Origin of the sequence: Desulfitobacterium sp. (genome assembly GCF_035539115.1) — a bacterium.
Taxonomy (GTDB): Bacteria; Bacillota; Desulfitobacteriia; order Desulfitobacteriales; family Desulfitobacteriaceae; genus Desulfitobacterium_A.
In genome coordinates this window covers 23,280-38,243 of the sequence record NZ_DATLJA010000025.1, presented here as the reverse complement: position 1 = coordinate 38,243, position 14,964 = coordinate 23,280, and the positions used below count along the sequence as shown (strand labels likewise).

Genomic DNA, 14,964 nt, shown 5'->3' with positions numbered 1-14,964 from the left:
TGGGGCATGAAAATGGAGTAAAAATAAACTTTCAGAAATAGAAATAGGTGAATAAAAATGGTTTGGCAACTTTTTGAGCGTTTGACCTTAAATACTAGTCTAATTATAACCCTGGCATATCTTGTAAGTAAAACGAAAATCTTTAAAAAGACTTTACGTGGTAAGGCCAGTCGAAAGGATAAATTCCTATTGATTTGCGTTTTTGGCATGATGGGGATCTCCGGAACGTTTACCGGGGTTGAAATTAAAGGGGCTCTGGCCAATTCTCGTGTTGTCGGAGTTGTCGCAGCTGGCTTATTGGGTGGCCCTTTAATGGGACTCGGTGCTGGTGTACTGGCAGGAGTACACCGCATCTCGCTTGGAGGTTTTACGGCGATTTCCTGCGGAGTCGCGACAATATTGGAAGGGTTATTTGCGGGTTTAATGAGCCGGAAATTCGAGCATAAAAGATTAAGCTGGCAACAATCCTTATTGGTGGGTATGGCGGCAGAAGTGATTCAGATGCTCACGATTCTTTTGCTCTCACGTCCATTTGAGCTGGCTTGGGATTTAGTTCGTGTTATTGGTCTGCCGATGATCATTATCAATGGGATTGGGATCAGCATCTTCATAGGGGTTGTTCAGACGGCGTTGGAGGAAGAAGAGCAGATTGGCGCTTTACAAGCCCAAAAAGCGTTAAAGATCGCGAATCAAACGTTACCGATTTTACGGTCAGGCTTAAACGAGAACACCGCTTTACAAGTTGCGCAAATCATTCATGACCAAACGGATATGGCAGCTGTTGCCCTGACTGATCACGAGAAGATTCTAGCTCATGTGGGGAAAGCCTCAGATCATCATAAAAGTGGAACAGTGATTCAAACCCAGGCTACTTGGCTCGCTTTAGAATCAGGAGAATTAAAGCTGGCGGATTCACCGGAAGAAATTGGCTGTCGGGAACTAAATTGTCCACTGTTTGCCGCCCTTGTTGTTCCCTTACGGGTTGGAAATAGAGTCATTGGAACCTTGAAGATTTACCGTGAGCATGGGCAAAAAATTAGTCCAGTCGATTGGGAATTCGGGTCAGGTTTGGGAATGTTGTTCTCGACGCAACTGGAAGTAGCGGAGTTGGAGGCGCGTTCCCAATTGGTGGCGGAGGCGGAGCTTAGAGCCCTCCAGGCGCAGATCAATCCCCACTTTCTTTTTAATGCGATTAATACGATTGTTTCATTTTGTCGTACGGATTCCGAAAAAGCGCGCAAACTTCTGCTTCAACTTGGCGATTTTTTTCGTATGAATTTGCAAAGTGGCGAGAAATTTGTAACACTCAAGGAAGAATGTGTGCATGTCCGCTCTTATCTGGCTATTGAACAAGCGCGTTTCTCTGACCGTCTTCAGGTGGAAGAAAATATTGAAGAAGGTGCTCTCAGTTACCGTCTGCCGGGCTTAACCTTGCAACCCCTTGTCGAAAATGCCCTTAAGCATGGTGTTTACCCAGGTAAAGGGTTAGGGGTTATCCAGATTTTAGCATGGTTGGAACCGGAAAATTTAGTCATTCAAGTGAAGGATAATGGAGTAGGAATCTCCCTGGATAAGTTAGAACAAATTCGCCAGGGAGTGCAAATATCTACGACTGGACTTGGGATAGGGGTCCATAATGTTTCTCAAAGGTTAAGATATGCTTATCATAACCAGGCTCAATTTAGGATCGATAGCACGCTTGGAGAAGGAACAACCGTTACATTAACGATCCCGAGACAACTTTCGGAAGAATAAAGGAGATGGGGATGATGAGAGTATTAATTGCCGATGATGAGCGTCCAGCACGCGATGAACTCGGCTATTTATTGAGACAAATTGAGGGAATTGAAGTGGTTGGAGAAGCGGCTAGTGGAGAAGATGTTCTAGCGCAGGTAAGGGGGCTTTATCCAGAAGTGCTGTTTTTGGATATTCAGTTGCCAGACGCCTCTGGAGTCGACATCGCTCGTCAACTTTTCATAGAGGGAATGAATCCTGTTGTAGTGTTTGTGACTGCTTTTGATCAATACGCAGTTGAAGCTTTTGATATCAATGCTGTGGACTATTTGCTCAAGCCTATTCATGAGGAACGGCTGGCTGAAACGATTGTCCGTCTGCAAAAACGCTTAGAGAGTGCTAACTCCTCAGGCATAGAAGAGAAAATAGAGCGCGCAAGTGCCCCGAAAAAAGAAAACAGGCCCGAGCAAATCATGCGTATCCCGGATCAACCCGTGGAGTTCCTGGAGAAATTGGATATGATTTATCAAGCTCTAAATCCAACACCTAATAAACTAAAAATTGAAGAGAATGGAAGAATCTATTTGATCCCCAGTTCGGAGATTCTCTATGCCACAATTGAGGATCGCTTAGTTCGGGTGGTCACTGAACAAAAAAGTTATTTAACAAATTACACTCTCAACGAATTAGAGGAGATTTTGGGTTCTTCGTTTCACCGCGTTCACAAAAGTTATTTAGCGAATGTCGATCAAATCGAATCCATCGTGCCCTGGTTTAATAATACCTATAATCTCATCATGAAAGACCGTTACGAAATTCCGGTTAGCCGAACGAATGTTAAAAGTTTTCGTCAACGTTTAGGTTTATAAATTTAATGCAGCTCTGGACTCCGTGGCGGAATGAATCTTGTAGAGATTCCGGACCGAACTTAAGCACTCAGTTAAGCAAAGACTTAGCTGAGTGCTTTTTACACTTTCAAAAGTATAAGTGCAACTAATATGATTCTTTTCCCTTCGATAAAATTTACTTTTCTGGGAATAATAAAAGAAACATAAGATCTCAAGGAGGGTTAGGAATGCGTAAAGGGTTGACGTTAATATTGGCCTTAGCGTTGGTATTAGGAAATCTGGGGGGTGTCCAGGCTGCGCCAGCAGCTGCCCCAGCCCAAGGTGCAGAATTAGTAACAGAGGCGGCTAGTGCAATTTTAATGGATGCGGAATCAGGGCAGATTCTCTATGAGAAAGAACCGAACAAAGAGCTTGCTCCTGCTAGTGTGACGAAGCTCATGACGATGCTTGTGGCAGCGGATGCGGTTGAATCAGGGCGAGTCAAACTCACGGATAAAGTTACGGCAAGTGAAAAGGCCTGTAGTCTTGGCGGTTCACAGATTTATTTAGAACCGGGTGAAACCTTTTCCCTTGAAGAAATGCTGATATCGATAGCCGTTGGTTCGGCCAATGATTCATGTGTTGCTGTTGCTGAACATATCAGTGGGACGCATGAAGCTTTTGTTAATGAAATGAATAAGAAAGCTCAGGAGTTGGGGTGTAAAAATACCCATTTTGCGAATGCGTACGGCTTACCTGCTGAAGGGCACTATACCAGTGCTTATGATTTAGCGTTAATGGGTCGGGAGGCATTGAAATATCCGCTTATCAAAAAATTAACGGCGATCAAAGAATATGATTTGCGCGAGGGCAAGTTCAAACTGTGGAATACCAATAAGCTTCTATGGTGGTATCAGGGAGCGGATGGGTTTAAGACGGGATGGACTAACGAGGCAAAATATTGTTTAGCTTCGACGGTAGAAAGGGATGGACTTCGTCTCATTGCTGTAGTAATGGGTGTTCCTCAGGTGCGCGGACATTTTGCTGAGTCCATGAAAATTTATAACTATGGGTTTGCCAAATATGCCCATAAAGAGTTTGCACCTGCCGCTCAAAAACAGGGTGTTGTTCAAGTCCGAAAGGGAATAGAAAATGAAGTGGTGGCTGTGACCGAGAAACCCATAGGTGTTACGGTAGAAAAAGGAAAGGACAAAAATATCTGGGTTGAGACAAAACTCAACCCAGAGGTAGAGGCGCCGGTTCAACAAGGACAAAAGTTAGGGGAAGTTCTCCTATACCGCGAAAACGAGGTCCTGAACCGGGTTAACCTCGTCGCCGAGAAACCCATTGCTAAAGCGGGATTATATCAACAAATGACGCGAACATTACACGGAGTTTTTGGGTTCTAAAGGATCAACCTGAAGAAGTTGGCGGATATGGTGAAGTGCTGCCCGTTCGATTCGCGAGATCTGAACTTGGGAGAGGTGGAGCTGGGCAGCAATTTCACTTTGCGTCTTATCTTCAAAGAAACGCATCAGAAGGACATACTTTTCGCGTTCGGGAAGTTTGTCAAGAACCTCCTTGAGAGCAATTTTTTCGAACCAACTTGGTTCCAATTCTTTGTCCACTGGAAGTTGATCTAAAACATAGATGGGGTCGGAGTCGTCCTGGTAGAGGGTGTCATGGATTGAAGTCGGACTTTGGACGGCTTCTAGGGCAGAAACAATCTCTTCGCGTTCGATTCCGAGTTCTTCGGCGATCTCACCAATCGTCGGTTCCCGACCAAGGGTTGCTAATAGCTGCTCCTGCGTTCGATTCACTTTGTAAACGAGTTCTTTATAAGAACGGGGAACTTTAATCGGATGATCGTCTCGGAGGAAGCGACGGATTTCGCCGATAATCATGGGAACAGCATAGGTCGAGAATTTCACACCATAGGTAAAGTCGAATTTATCAATAGCCTTGATCAAGCCGATGGTGCCAATTTGAAAGAGATCCTCCAATTCATACCCCCGGCGGGAGAAACGTTGCACAAGGTTGAAGATCAATTTGAGATTGCAATTTACTAATTTTTCTCTTGCTTCCTCATTTCCCTCCTGGGCCTGATGTAAGAGGTACATCATTTCTTTATCTGAGAGCAGGGGAAAGCGAGGAAGATTCATTTCGGTTAATCTTTGAATCATCTTACTCCCCCCCTAATGCAAGGAGGCGTGATTTTTGTTAAGGTCTTTGACCATTGTTATGGTTGTTCCTTGATTAACAACAGAGTCAACGTTTAATTCATCCATAAAGGATTGCATAAACACAAAGCCGAGGCCCATGCGTTCTGGGTCAGTGCTATAGGCAGGTTGCATTGCCTGTTCAACGTCGGGGATTCCACATCCTTGATCACGGACACTAATTTGTAACGCCTCGGTATCATATTCGATTTCGAGAATGACGAGTTTGTTTGGGTCGTTTTGATAGCCATGAATGATGGCGTTCGAGACAGCTTCTGAGACCACAACTTTTAACTCTTCAATATCATTAAGAGAAAGGTCAAGCTGAGCAGCGATCGAAGCTATCAGCATACGTGCGATACTAACATTTTCAGCAATACTAGAGAAGGTAAGAGCTAACTTGTTTTTTTTCATTGAACATTTCCCGTCCTTCCTTCATCTGAGGATTCATTCTCAAAGGAGATAATTTTCGGCAACCCGGATAACTCCATAATTTTATAAATATGAGGTGGGACTTGTTTGATCAAGATTTTTCCTCCCAAAGGCAGTAGCCTTTTATATCGTCCGAGAATCACACCTAAGCCGGAACTATCGACAAACGTGACGTCATGAAGGTTCAGGATCACAGTTCGGATTCCGCGACGGTCAATTTCAGTATCAATGGCCTGGCGCAGACTTTCCGAGGTTTTCAGATCAAGCTCTCCTTTTAAACTTAAGGTTAATGTCTGACGCTCTATTTTCTTATCGATGAGCAAACCTGTTTCCCCCTATCCATGTTCTTCTGATTTCAATTCGACGTCATCCAGAATTTTCCTTCTGCATCATTAAAAGAATTCCCTATCAGGAAAAAGAAGTTTTTTTTCATCTTTTAGAATGAATTACCATTTTAAGTTCAATACTAAACATTAGATTAATTTTGAGAGGAGAGATGGCGATGCCTGGACAGAATTTAAGACCTCCTAACTTGAATATTACCCCTCAAGAATATCACAACCTAACGATGTCAATGACGCCTAAACCAAACGTTATTCGCAACTCTTGGCGTGCCTTTTTGGTTGGGGGGCTGATTTGTGCCATAGGGCAAGTGATGATTAATCTGCTGACGATGGCTGGCTTAGAAAGAATAGAGGCTGCGACAGCCGCGACCGCGATTCTTATTCTTCTGGGGGCTCTGCTCACTGGGCTTGGAGTGTACGATGAAATAGGCAAATTTGCCGGTGCTGGCTCGATTGTACCCGTCACAGGTTTTTCGAATTCGATTGTCGCTCCGGCTTTGGAGTTTAAACGTGAAGGATATGTGATGGGAGTAGGAGCCCGTCTTTTTACAGTTGCGGGTCCAGTTTTGGTTTATGGAATTGCGACCTCAATTGCCGTAGGAATCATTTATTACTTACTCCATTTTTGAAATGCACTAGGATTGGGGATGAAGCTAATGAACCTCAAACGTGTAGGAAATCAAACGGTGGTCTTTGAAAATCCTCCAGTCATTCTTTCTTCCTATTCGGTGGTTGGTCCGAAGGAAGGACAAGGACCACTAGGAAAAACGTTTAGCAAGATATGGCAGGATAATACGAATGGAAATAAATCTTGGGAGGTTGCTGAGAGCAAAATGCTCGAAGAGGCGATGCAAGGGGCGGTCAGTCAAGCCAAAGTCAAGGCAGATGAACTGGATTTCATGTTGGCTGGGGATTTGTTGAATCAGATTATTTCCGCTAATTTCGCGGCACGGACCCTGGGTTTCCCATTTATCGGAATTTATGGGGCGTGTTCAACAATGGCATTAAGCATGGCTATGGGGAGTATGCTGATTGACGGACAATTCGCTCGAAATGTACTGGTGGGGGTTTCTAGTCATCATGATACAGCCGAGCGGCAATATCGCTCCCCAACTGAACAAGGAAGTCAACGGGCGATGAGTGCTCAATGGACGGTTACAGGGGCGGGAAGCCTCGTGCTTGCTCAAACGGGGGTTGGTCCGCGAATTACGGCCGCCACTATTGGGCGAGTTCTCGATTATGGCGAGAAAAATGTTAATAACATGGGAGCGGCCATGGCTCCGGCAGTGGCCGATACAATATTAAATCATATGAAGGATTTGAACCGGACACCTGGGGATTATGACTTGATCGCTTCCGGAGATTTAGGCCAAGTTGGCATACAGCTTGCCAAAGAAGTTTTGAAACGAAGTGGCGTGGAAACCGCGAACCAATTCCAGGATTGCGGCGTCATGATCTATGACCCCAGTCAGGATGTGCATGCAGGAGGCAGCGGCTGTGCGTGCTCCTCAGTTGTTTTTGCCGGGGAGATTATGCAGAAACTAATTTCCAAGCAGTATCAACGGGTATTACTCGTCGGAAGTGGAGCTTTACATAGCCCGACCTCGGCTTTACAGGGAGAGTCCATTCCGGGGGTTGGACATGCAGTGGTGATTGAGGCCTGAAAGGAGAGGAGTAGCGATGTTTCAGCAGATTATTCCGGCTTTCATTGTTGGAGGGCTGATTTGTGTGATTGGGCAACTCCTGATGGATTTGACTAAACCGGCCTTTACCCCAGCTCATGTTCTGGTGACGTTTGTTACTGGGGGTGCCATTCTCGGGGCCTTGGGGTTATATGGGCCATTGGTGAAGTTTGCTGGAGCGGGTGCCAGTGTTCCACTTTCAGGTTTTGGCTACATGCTGTCAAAGGGCGCGATTGAGGCCGTCGGGAAGCGAGGACTGTTGGGAGCCTTTTCGGGAGGTGTGGAAGCGGGGGCAGTCGGAATCGCAGCAGCCGTGTTTTTTGGTTATCTCGTGTCCATTACCTTTAATCCTAAGGGATAGAGGGAGACTTAATATTGAGTAATTCGAACAATTCGAGTTCGGGCAACTCGAGCGAAGAAAATGTTAAGATCAGCAAATATTATCAAGAAAATGTAGATTATATGAACAAAGAACTGGGAGTACCGGATTCTTTTGATATTATTTTACGAGAAATGTCAATTGGCGGCAAAAAAGTTGCCATCTATTCGGTCAACGGCATGGTGGATACGCATGTTGTCAGTTATATTCTTACATCCCTCATCGATTTAGAACGCGCAGATTTAGTGGTTAATGCTTTAACGAAATTGGTTAAAGGTCGGATCGTCGATTTACAGGTCACCGAAGTCGAGACGATGGATAAAGTCTTTTACTTTCTCCTGTCCGGGCCGATTGTTATTTTGGTTGAAGGCCAGGAAAAGGCAATCATTATTGATGTGCGGACATTCCCCGTTCGTGCCCCGTCAGAGCCTGATATTGAACGGGTCACACGGGGCTCGCGCGATGGCTTTGTGGAGACCATGGTATTTAATACCGCACTGATTCGCCGACGGTTGCGCGATCCAAAGTTAAGGATGAAGCTTGTTCAAGTCGGAACACGGTCCAAAACGGATGTCTGTGTCGTCTACATCGAAGATGTGACGAACCTCGAGCTCGTCCGTAAAATCACGGAGGAATTGCAAGGAATTCAAATTGACGGGATTCCAATGGCTGAGAAAAGTGTTGAGGAATTTATTCTGGGGAGTAAGTTCTGGAATCCCTATCCTCGAGTGAGATACACGGAAAGACCGGATGTGGCAGCGATTCACCTTTTAGAGGGGAATGTGATCATCGTTGTGGATACTTCGCCCTCCGTTATTATTGCTCCAGTCACCTATTGGCACCATTTGCAGCATGCGGAAGAGTATCGGCAAGAGCCTATCGTTGGCGCTTACCTTCGTTTTGTACGGTTTATTGGAATTTTTATTTCTGTTTTTTTACTGCCGTTGTGGTTAGCCGCGGCCTTAAACCCGGGCGTCCTGCCAGATTGGTTAAACTGGCTGGGAGTTTCGAAACCGGGTACGATTGGTCTTCTGCCACAGGTTCTCATCGCTGAATTCGGAGTCGATTTATTGAAAATGGCTGCGATTCATACCCCCACTCCACTGTCGACAGCCTTAGGTTTAGTCGCTACTTTTATGCTCGGGGACATCGCCATTAAAGTTGGCCTATTTTCACCGGAAGTTGTCATGTATATTGCTATTGTTTCTGTCGGTACTTTTGCAACACCCAGTTACGAAATGGCCCAGGCGAACCGTTTAACCCGACTTTTCTTATTGATAATGACCTTCATCGGTAACTTAATTGGGTTTGGAATTGGTATTATCCTGGTGTTCATTTTGCTGGCGCGGACGAAGTCCTTTGGCGTTCCTTATCTATGGCCGCTCATTCCTTTTAATGCTAAGGCCATGGGGAAAGTACTTGTCCGCTCACCGGTGCCAATTCATAATACAAGGCCGAGTATTCTGAGGCCACAGGATGAATCTCGGCAACCTGAAAAATAGAAATAATTAGGAGGTCCATACACTTGAAATTAGGTTACCCCCATGCGTTAACCTATTATGATTACTACCCATTATGGGCAGGATTTTTACGAGAATTGGATATTGAACTGGTCAGTACGCCACCCACGAACCGGAATATAATGGAACTCGGGTTGAAAAAGGCCCCAGCGGAAACCTGTCTCCCCATAAAGATTTTGGTAGGACATCTCAATTCGTTATCGAATGTGGATGGCGTTTTTCTTCCGCGTTTAATCAGTATGGAGGAAAATACCTATCTCTGTCCCAAGGTTCTGGGACTTCCAGAAAGCGTACTTGGGGTAATACCCCCAGAACTTGAGGTACTTACCGTAGATGTCAATCGACGGGCGGGGGTACATAGTGTTCACAAAAACCTGATTCAATGGGGTAAACGTTTAGGCAAAAACAAACACCAGATTCTGCGCGCTTTTGCCGAAGGGGAACGTTGGCTTCAGGCCTATCACGAGATGCGTAGAGAGGGTTGGAGTTTTGAGGAAAGTATGGCGAGTTTTGAAACCTTAGCCGAGTTCGGAAAACTCGAAAATGTAGGGCTGACCCCAGGTTCTTGCTCGGGGGTAGGGCCAACGTCGGGGGAAATGCAATCACAGAAGAGTGAGGCACAAAAGAGCGTGCGGGAGGAAGAAGTTGATCGACCCACGATTGCTCTCCTCGGGCACAGCTATTTAACCTACGAGAACTATGCTAATCTAAATCTTCTCTTAAAGTTAGCTGAGAAAGCGAATCTCCGGGTTGTTGAAAACGTCTCAGCATCAGAATCTCGAGAAAGACAGAAAATTCTCAGAAAAAGTATCTTCTGGAGCCATGCTCGGAAAATATATGGGGCTGGAGAGTCTTATCTCGCAGATCCGGCTGTAGATGGAATCATTTATCTCTCATGTTTTGGCTGCGGGACGGATTCTTTAACAAATGATCTCCTCGAGCGACGGGCAAAAGCCCAACAAAAACCCTATATGGTGGTAACACTGGATGAGCATACAGGTGAAGCGGGCTTAGATACCCGCTTAGAGGCCTTTCTTGACATGCTAGAAAGGAGAATTAGATATGAAGGTCACCTTCCCACACATGGGGAATTCCTGGATCATCATTCAAGCCCTTTTTGAGTCTTTGGGAGTGGAGTTTGTAGTTCCACCCTTTAATAGTAAACAAACTTTAAATATCGGGACTAAACTTGCTCCAGAATCTGCGTGCTTACCTCTTAAACTCAATCTCGGTAACTATGTGGAAGCAGCCGCTCAAGGTGCAGATACGGTCGCGATTACCGGAGGCAGCGGTCCCTGTCGTTTTGGTTATTATGGGGAAAGCGAGCGACAAATCCTTAAGGATGCTGGTCTTAACTATGACGTGGTTATTCTCGAACTACCCGAGGGGCGTTTATTAGGCTTGGTTGAGCGGATTCATTACCTGGTAGGAAAGAAAAATTCATGGGCTAGCGTTATCAGGGCGGTTTACTTCGCTTACCGTAAATCGCTGGCCATGGATCGGATTGAGGTTCTAATCCATGGGTTTCGCCCGCGTGCCCAAAACCCGAATGAGGCTAATCAGCTTTATGAGGAAGCGAAGAGAAGACTAGTGTTAGCGATGACCGATGAAGGTGTTCAAGGGGTAGTCCGCTGGCTCCAGGCAAGGATCAGAGAAAAGCAAGCAGAGCATCCAGAAAGTTTGGCGATTCAACCACTGAAAATTGGACTTGTTGGCGAGATCTATACCCTCTTAGAGCCCTTTACCTCATGTGATGTGGAAAAAGAGCTTGGTAACCTGGGAACCTATGTAGATCGCTCGATCTATCTTTCAGGCTGGGTTGGTCAACATCTCTTTCAAGGCTTGGCTCAAGGATATCGTCCTTTAAAACCCTACTATCATTTGGCCAAACCCTATTTGAAGCATTTTGTCGGCGGGCATGGAATTGAGACGGTGGGTTCAGCTGTCCATTATGCGCGTCAGGGTTATGATGGCATAATTCAACTTTTGCCCTTGGGCTGTATGCCGGAAATTGTAGCCTCGAGTATTCTCCCGCGGATTCAGGAGGATTATAACCTGCCCATTATGACTTTAACGTTTGATGAACATACCGGTCAGGGGGGGATACAGACCCGTCTTGAGGCCTTTGTCGATCTGCTTGAGCGTTCCCGCGATAAAAAAGAAGAAACCAATCGAGGAGGACTGATTCGTGCATAGTCATAAGTATTTTCTAGGCGTGGATGTGGGTTCTGTCAGCACCAATATTGTGTTACTGGGGGAAGATAATAGGGTGGCTGAAGCAATGTATCTGAGAACTCAGGGACGTCCCATGGAAACGATTCAGGAAGGCTTAAAGAGCTTACGTGAAAAGATAGGGAATTCCGCTCAAATCATTGGGGTCGGGACGACAGGCAGTGCGCGTCAACTCGCGGCGACCTTGTTGGGTGCGGATGTTGTTAAAAATGAAATCACCGCCCATGCTGTAGCTGCCTCTCGAGAATATCCAGAGGTGAAAACGATTCTGGAAATCGGTGGTCAGGATTCAAAAATCATTATCCTGCGCGATGGAGTTGTGGTCGATTTTGCGATGAATACAGTTTGCGCAGCTGGTACGGGTTCTTTTTTGGATCAACAAGCCGGCCGTCTAGGGATTCCCATTGAAGAATTTGGACCGATCGCTTTACAGGCGGAACACCCGGTCAGGATTGCCGGGCGATGCTCCGTTTTTGCGGAATCCGATATGATCCATAAACAACAATTAGGGCATTCTTTGCCTGACATTCTCGCGGGGTTGTGCCAGGCGATGGTCCGCAACTACTTAAATAACGTTGGAAAAAATAAGGATATTTCTGGCCCGATTCTTTTCCAAGGCGGAGTTGCGGCCAACCCCGGAATTCGGCAAGCCTTTGAAATGGAGCTAGGCCAAGAAGTCATTGTCCCGAAACATTTCTCGGTGATGGGAGCTTTAGGAGCCGCTTATCTGGCCCAAGAAAAGATCGCTCACAACCCAACCAGTAAATTTCGAGGACTTCAAATTACAGACACCTGCTTCGAAGCGCATAGTTTCGATTGTAACGGCTGCGCCAATCATTGCGAGGTTGTCGAAATTCGGCAGGAACAGCATATTCTAGCGCGCTGGGGGGATCGTTGCGGGAAATGGTCGGGCACGGTTATTGAAGAACAGGACACTCGAATCAGTAGTAAGACGGCAACAACGGCGACTCGGTAAAATTCAATCCTTAAGTGGTCGAACAATGATAAGATCTAAAGAGACCAGAACCAGAATAGCGACTAAGACTGCTTCTAAGCCGTGCGAAGACATACCTCCTGAATATTGTGAGACTGGCGGATAGAAAGAGCTGGTGTAGTAAGGGAGACTCCCAGAATATCCGGAACTCGTAATCATGTTGCTCTGATAAGGAGCAGTGTAATACGCCTGTGGCGCTGTCGTGTATTTCTGAAAAACAGGAGGCTGGGAATAAGCGGGTTGAGTGTGAACTGCCTGAGAATATGTGGGCTGAGAATAGGCAGGAAGATTAGGATGGGTCGCATACGTGGAATAAGGCTGAAAACGAGAAGATATTCTTGCGGAATAGGAAGGAGGATAAGGAGCGGGTGAAGAGGGGTCATAGGCAGGTTGGAAAGAACGGTTAGAATAAGAAGGGAGCGGGTAGGACGGGGCCCGTGGTCCAAAGATACCAGAAGGCATGGGTAAGATCCCCTCCTTTAAGAATACCGTTGAGTTGAGTTTCTACTCTAGAGAAATTAGAGGGGCCGTGCGCTTTAAGACACGGCCCCTCTAATTATTGGGGGTCGTAAGATGAGGAGATTTGTTCCTCTGTTATGCCCCACTGTCTGTGAAAGAGCCTGACGGGTTGATATTCCGGCGCCCAAGCTTCATCTTCAAAGGAGGTTTCCGGACCAGAATAGAGTTTTTGGTTGCGAAGGAACTTGCTAAACAAAGTTGGAGTTTCATACGAAAATTCTTGATTGACTAAAGAGTCCGTGTTTTCAAGATCTTCTGAAGGAATTTCTTGCTCTAAGATCGGAGTGCTCGAAGGTGCAATTGGTTCTACAGTTTGCTCATTTGTATGAAACGTTGGTTTCTTGAGGAAAAACACATTTATTCCCCCTTCGGTGATTATCTAATGGTAGTATATTCCAAACAAGATGAGGTGCTACATATATTTTCCAGAGATAACCCTTAGCTAAAAAATATTAGAAAAAAGTTCTAGAAAGTAGAATAAAAAATGAATCGAATTTCAAAGCCGAATTATATAAAATAAAAGAATATAGTTCATTCGTCTGAATAGTAAATATATTCACAATATTAAAATACACTGGCATGAAAATTGCAGTAGGATAATAACACGCTAATATTTACTCACTAGGACTTAAGTTCGGAGAAATCGCGGAGAGGAGAAAATTGATTTAGCAGATTAGGGGTTAGCAATAAAAGGAGGGAATAGAAGATGGGAAAGAAGAAAAAAATCTATCATAGTCTTTACTTTCAGGTTTTAGTAGCAATCGCGATTGGTATTGTTCTTGGCAATTTTTATCCGAATTTTGCTTCACAAATGAAGCCGCTCGGAGACGCATTTATTAAACTGATTAAAATGATGATAGCGCCCATTATCTTTACCACAGTGGTTGTTGGAATCGCCAGTATGGGTGATATGAAGAAAGTTGGCCGTGTTGGAGTCAAAGCTCTGGTATATTTTGAAGTCCTAAGTACGATCGCACTTGTCATTGGTTTGATCGTTGTGAAACTCTATCAACCGGGTGTGGGAATCAATGCTGATGTTTCAACTCTTGACACTAAAGCACTTGCGACTTATACGACAGCTGCCCAAAATCTTAATGGTGTTGATTTCTTATTAAATATCATTCCGAATAGCGTCGTAGATGCCTTTGCAAAGGGAGATATCTTACAGGTCTTGCTGTTTTCCATTTTGTTTGGTTTATCACTCACAGTTTTAGGAGAAAAAGGCAAACCCGTTGTTAAATTTCTTGATGACTTTTCCAAAGCCTTATTCGGAGTTATCAACATGATCATGAAATTGGCACCTATTGGTGCTTTTGGGGCAATGTCCTTCACTATTGGTAAATACGGAATTCATACCCTTGTTTCTTTAGGCAAGTTACTGGCTGGAGTATATACAACAAGCTTTCTTTTTGTGTTTATCATCTTAGGACTTGTCGCTAAATTCAACGGATTTAGTCTTTGGCAGTTCTTAAAATATATCAAGGAAGAGATCTTCATTGTTTTTGGTACCTCGTCTTCAGAGTCTGTTTTGCCTCAGATGATGACCAAAATGGAAAATCTGGGTGCTTCCAAATCCGTAGTCGGAATGGTAATTCCAACGGGTTATTCCTTCAATCTTGATGGAACTTCAATCTATTTAACGATGGCGACTATTTTTATCGCTCAAGCCACGAACGTTAATCTCTCTTTAGGGCAAGAATTAACGATTCTAGCTGTCCTAATGCTAACCTCCAAAGGTGCTGCGGCTGTTACTGGAGGAGGATTTATTACGCTAGCCGCTACTCTTGGGTCGATGGGTGGAGTTCTGCCGGTTGCTGGCTTGACTCTACTATTAGGTGTTGACCGATTCATGTCCGAGCAGCGCGCGATTACAAACCTGATTGGGAATGGAGTTGCTACTATCGTCGTTGCTAAATGGGAGAAAGAATTTGATGAAGAGAGAGCCCACAAAATCTTAACTTCTGGTAATCCAGAAGTTGAAGCTAACGTGGTAGCAAAGTAATCTGCTTGACGTATTCGCTTATTTTGTTATCCTGGCAGGAGTTCTGACCTCCCTAGATTAGTCGGGTTGATGTAAAAATA

16 protein-coding genes are annotated in these 14,964 nt (G+C 45.0%); 11 read left to right on the top strand and 5 right to left on the bottom strand.

What is annotated here, in order from left to right; all coding sequences use genetic code 11:
- Positions 1-57 precede the first annotated feature (57 nt).
- The 3 genes from VM640_RS04585 to VM640_RS04575 all read left to right on the top strand — a co-directional run bounded on the left by VM640_RS04585 (position 58) and on the right by VM640_RS04575 (position 3,970).
- Positions 58-1,755 (top strand): sensor histidine kinase, encoded by a 1,698-nt coding sequence (locus VM640_RS04585; protein WP_325390236.1) that lies wholly within the window; start codon positions 58-60, stop codon positions 1,753-1,755.
- A gap of 11 nt (positions 1,756-1,766) precedes the next feature.
- Positions 1,767-2,603 carry a LytR/AlgR family response regulator transcription factor gene (locus tag VM640_RS04580; protein WP_325390235.1) on the top strand — a complete coding sequence of 279 codons (837 nt, stop codon included), beginning with the start codon at positions 1,767-1,769 and terminating at the stop codon, positions 2,601-2,603.
- Between the two features lie 206 nt (positions 2,604-2,809).
- Positions 2,810-3,970 (top strand): D-alanyl-D-alanine carboxypeptidase family protein, encoded by a 1,161-nt coding sequence (locus tag VM640_RS04575; RefSeq protein ID WP_325390234.1) that lies wholly within the window; start codon positions 2,810-2,812, stop codon positions 3,968-3,970.
- On the opposite strand, the gene sigF is transcribed toward VM640_RS04575, so the two are convergent.
- The 3 genes from sigF to VM640_RS04560 are packed head-to-tail and all read right to left on the bottom strand — an operon-like array spanning position 3,947 to position 5,535.
- Positions 3,947-4,744, bottom strand: coding sequence for an RNA polymerase sporulation sigma factor SigF (gene sigF, locus VM640_RS04570; RefSeq protein ID WP_325390233.1), 798 nt, complete (start codon positions 4,742-4,744; stop codon positions 3,947-3,949). The genes VM640_RS04575 and sigF overlap by 24 nt on opposite strands.
- 12 nt (positions 4,745-4,756) lie before the next feature.
- Positions 4,757-5,194: an anti-sigma F factor gene (gene spoIIAB, locus VM640_RS04565; RefSeq protein WP_325390232.1), complete on the bottom strand. Its 438-nt coding sequence runs from the start codon at positions 5,192-5,194 to the stop codon at positions 4,757-4,759.
- A complete protein-coding gene (locus VM640_RS04560) occupies positions 5,191-5,535 on the bottom strand; it encodes an STAS domain-containing protein (protein WP_325390231.1) in 345 nt (114 codons plus the stop codon). Before VM640_RS04560 ends, spoIIAB begins: the two co-directional genes overlap by 4 nt.
- A gap of 179 nt (positions 5,536-5,714) precedes the next feature.
- Between VM640_RS04560 and spoVAC the strand changes: the two genes are divergently transcribed.
- From spoVAC to VM640_RS04525, 7 genes are all read left to right on the top strand, one after another.
- Positions 5,715-6,185, top strand: coding sequence for a stage V sporulation protein AC (gene spoVAC, locus VM640_RS04555; protein ID WP_325390230.1), 471 nt, complete (start codon positions 5,715-5,717; stop codon positions 6,183-6,185).
- Positions 6,186-6,212: 27 nt separating this feature from the next.
- Positions 6,213-7,220, top strand: coding sequence for a stage V sporulation protein AD (gene spoVAD, locus VM640_RS04550; protein ID WP_325390229.1), 1,008 nt, complete (start codon positions 6,213-6,215; stop codon positions 7,218-7,220).
- 16 nt (positions 7,221-7,236) lie between these two features.
- A complete protein-coding gene (spoVAE, locus tag VM640_RS04545; protein ID WP_325390228.1) occupies positions 7,237-7,599 on the top strand; it encodes a stage V sporulation protein AE in 363 nt (120 codons plus the stop codon).
- Positions 7,600-7,700: 101 nt separating this feature from the next.
- Positions 7,701-9,119: a spore germination protein gene (locus VM640_RS04540; protein WP_325390263.1), complete on the top strand. Its 1,419-nt coding sequence runs from the start codon at positions 7,701-7,703 to the stop codon at positions 9,117-9,119.
- Between the two features lie 23 nt (positions 9,120-9,142).
- On the top strand, positions 9,143-10,258 hold the full coding sequence (locus VM640_RS04535; RefSeq protein WP_325390227.1) for an acyl-CoA dehydratase activase-related protein: 1,116 nt from the start codon (positions 9,143-9,145) through the stop codon (positions 10,256-10,258).
- On the top strand, positions 10,200-11,333 hold the full coding sequence (locus VM640_RS04530) for a CoA protein activase (protein ID WP_325390226.1): 1,134 nt from the start codon (positions 10,200-10,202) through the stop codon (positions 11,331-11,333). Before VM640_RS04535 ends, VM640_RS04530 begins: the two co-directional genes overlap by 59 nt.
- Positions 11,326-12,345, top strand: coding sequence for an acyl-CoA dehydratase activase (locus VM640_RS04525; RefSeq protein ID WP_325390225.1), 1,020 nt, complete (start codon positions 11,326-11,328; stop codon positions 12,343-12,345). Before VM640_RS04530 ends, VM640_RS04525 begins: the two co-directional genes overlap by 8 nt.
- Positions 12,346-12,348: 3 nt before the next feature.
- On the opposite strand, the gene VM640_RS04520 is transcribed toward VM640_RS04525, so the two are convergent.
- Together VM640_RS04520 and VM640_RS04515 are read right to left on the bottom strand one after the other, a co-directional pair.
- Complete coding sequence (locus VM640_RS04520) at positions 12,349-12,825, bottom strand: hypothetical protein (RefSeq protein WP_325390224.1); 477 nt, start codon at positions 12,823-12,825, stop codon at positions 12,349-12,351.
- A gap of 94 nt (positions 12,826-12,919) precedes the next feature.
- A complete protein-coding gene (locus VM640_RS04515) occupies positions 12,920-13,237 on the bottom strand; it encodes a hypothetical protein (RefSeq protein ID WP_325390223.1) in 318 nt (105 codons plus the stop codon).
- A 351-nt stretch (positions 13,238-13,588) separates the two neighbouring features.
- Between VM640_RS04515 and VM640_RS04510 the strand changes: the two genes are divergently transcribed.
- The gene (locus VM640_RS04510; RefSeq protein ID WP_325390222.1) at positions 13,589-14,884 is read left to right on the top strand and encodes a dicarboxylate/amino acid:cation symporter; all 1,296 of its coding nucleotides are present in this window, start codon (positions 13,589-13,591) and stop codon (positions 14,882-14,884) included.
- Positions 14,885-14,964: the final 80 nt, after the last annotated feature.